The following is a 1,989-nucleotide window of genomic DNA, read 5'->3' as shown; positions in this document are numbered from 1 at the left end:
ATTAAAGTTTCACTTTATTTTCTTTAAAAAACCTTTTGGATTAAATGATATGAAAAATTTATGTTTAGACTCGTCGATACTTGAAAATAAGCTAAATAACTCATGTGGAAAATGAAAGGAAATGATCGTATGTACAAATACACAATTTGCTTTATTAGAAAAAGCGATAAAATACTGCTATTAAATAGAAATAAAAAGCCGAATATGGGGATGTGGAATGGTGTTGGAGGAAAAATAGAAGATAATGAAACGCCATACGAAGGAATAATTAGAGAAACATTTGAGGAAACGGGCATAGAACTTTCAAGTGTAACGTATAAAGGGACTGTTGGTTTTAAGGGTAAAGATGAGCCCCAGGCTAGTGAAGGAATGTATGTGTTCGTTGCTGATTTGCCAGATGGAATGCAAATGAATACACCATTACGTACGGCTGAAGGTCTATTAGAATGGAAAGAAATTGATTGGATATTAGATGGTGATAATAGAGGAGTAGTTAGCAATTTACCAAAATACTTATCGACAGTATTAACAGAAGAAAATAAGTTAGAACATATGTTTACGTATGATAACCGGAATATTATTCATTACACAACTGCATGTTTGACAGAAGATGATGCGAACAAGCGATATGAAAAACAACTCATTTCTCAATAGAAGAGGAAAGTGAAAAATCACGTTTTTGCTCTCATCATATATGCGAGGTGATTATATGTTTCAGAAATACAATTCATTGGTCATAATTGTAATATGCATGATATAACTTTTCTTATTATGAAAGAGTAGAGAACATATGTAAACGGAGCAAAAAGGAGGTGGCTTTGCCACCTCTTTTTGTTAGCTACAAATCGCCTTAATCATAAAACGATGTTGCTTCACATCAAAATAACCTTTTTGTAAGATGATTTCATGTATACGATATAATTCCTCACAATACCTTTCAACAGTAAAATCAGGAATTTGCCACGGAATCGCTTTTAAATAATAGACGATAGCGCCAATGTCATAAAAGCGTTGGAAAGGGAATTCCTCTTTTGCATCTAAGATAGTAAATCCATTTTGCTTTAACTCACTGCATGCGGTTTCGAGAGACCAACTTGCAAATTCGCTATTTAGTGGTGAGCCAAACTGCTCATTAAGTTCCGCGCAATCAAGACCGCCAACTTGTTGTGTAAGAAAAACGCCACTTGGAGAAAGAATTCTGTTTACCTCAGAAGCAGCATACGATTCATGTTGATTTATAATTAAATTAAATTGACCATCTTGAAATGGCAAAGCAGTATCATCGGTCACTTCTACAACGGTAACCCCTAAAGGCTCTAATTTCTTTCGAGCAATTGGCACATTTGGAGCGTAGCCCTCAGTAGCGAATATAGTTGACGGGAACGGTTGTAACATAGATAAAAACTCTCCGCCTCCAGTACCCATATCGAGCATTGATTCTGCACGTTGCATAAGCTGAAAAGCAGTACTGCCGTATGACCACGATAAAGGCTCGCTCTTCATTCGACCTGTTTCTGAAATGAAAGAAAAATCCCAGCCGCTAAAATGTGTATTTGCACTTTCTAATAAAGTTAAAAATAATGGATCACGTTTCATAATTATGTCCTCCTATTTTTTTAATGGATGATATGATGAGAAAAGAAAAAGGGAGGACCTCTTATTAAAGTGGAACGGTTTTATGTTTCGTGTTCGAATAGATTCATATAAAGTTACTCCTTGTGAGAATTGTTATTTATATATTCGGGTTAATTGAGTGAAAATCCTTTGAGGGTATAAAAGAAGGCAGTTGTTTAATGAAAAAATAAATTGAGTTATCTACTTTTATAGTGTAATTGTTCATTCATACGCATAAAAAAATTATTCTCTCCATAAAATAGTAAAATTATATTGGAGGTTGAATTATGAAAAAATTTAGTGTATTTTCAATAACCTTGATGACTTTTGGAATGTTATTATTTGGATTAAATAGGATAATAGATAGCTATTCTG

2 protein-coding genes and 1 pseudogene are annotated in these 1,989 nt (G+C 33.7%); 1 reads left to right on the top strand and 2 read right to left on the bottom strand.

Annotated features, from left to right (window positions below; translation table 11 throughout):
• Window positions 1-9 precede the first annotated feature (9 nt).
• Window positions 10-78, bottom strand: a pseudogene (locus ABWK52_RS10155) (cephalosporin hydroxylase); the annotation flags it as partial.
• Between the two features lie 51 nt (window positions 79-129).
• Here ABWK52_RS10155 and ABWK52_RS10150 point away from each other — a divergent pair.
• Window positions 130-654, top strand: a complete 525-nt coding sequence (locus ABWK52_RS10150; protein WP_098541989.1) for an NUDIX hydrolase — start codon at window positions 130-132, stop codon at window positions 652-654.
• A 180-nt stretch (window positions 655-834) separates the two neighbouring features.
• Here the strand turns inward: ABWK52_RS10150 and ABWK52_RS10145 are convergent, their stop codons facing one another.
• Window positions 835-1,596, bottom strand: a complete 762-nt coding sequence (locus tag ABWK52_RS10145; protein WP_074625304.1) for a class I SAM-dependent methyltransferase — start codon at window positions 1,594-1,596, stop codon at window positions 835-837.
• Between the last annotated feature and the right edge of the window lie 393 nt (window positions 1,597-1,989).

The organism is Bacillus sp. AP50 (genome assembly GCF_040492675.1).
Classification (GTDB): Bacteria; Bacillota; Bacilli; order Bacillales; family Bacillaceae_G; genus Bacillus_A; species Bacillus_A cereus.
Note: the sequence above shows the minus strand (reverse complement) of the source record. Positions and strands in the feature narration are given on the sequence as shown.

Excerpts from the sequence above, each read along its gene's own strand:
- ABWK52_RS10150 (WP_098541989.1), top strand. The coding sequence starts at position 130 with ATGTACAAATACACAATTTGCTTTATTAGAAAAAGCGATAAAATACTG.
- ABWK52_RS10145 (WP_074625304.1), bottom strand. The coding sequence starts at position 1,596 with ATGAAACGTGATCCATTATTTTTAACTTTATTAGAAAGTGCAAATACA.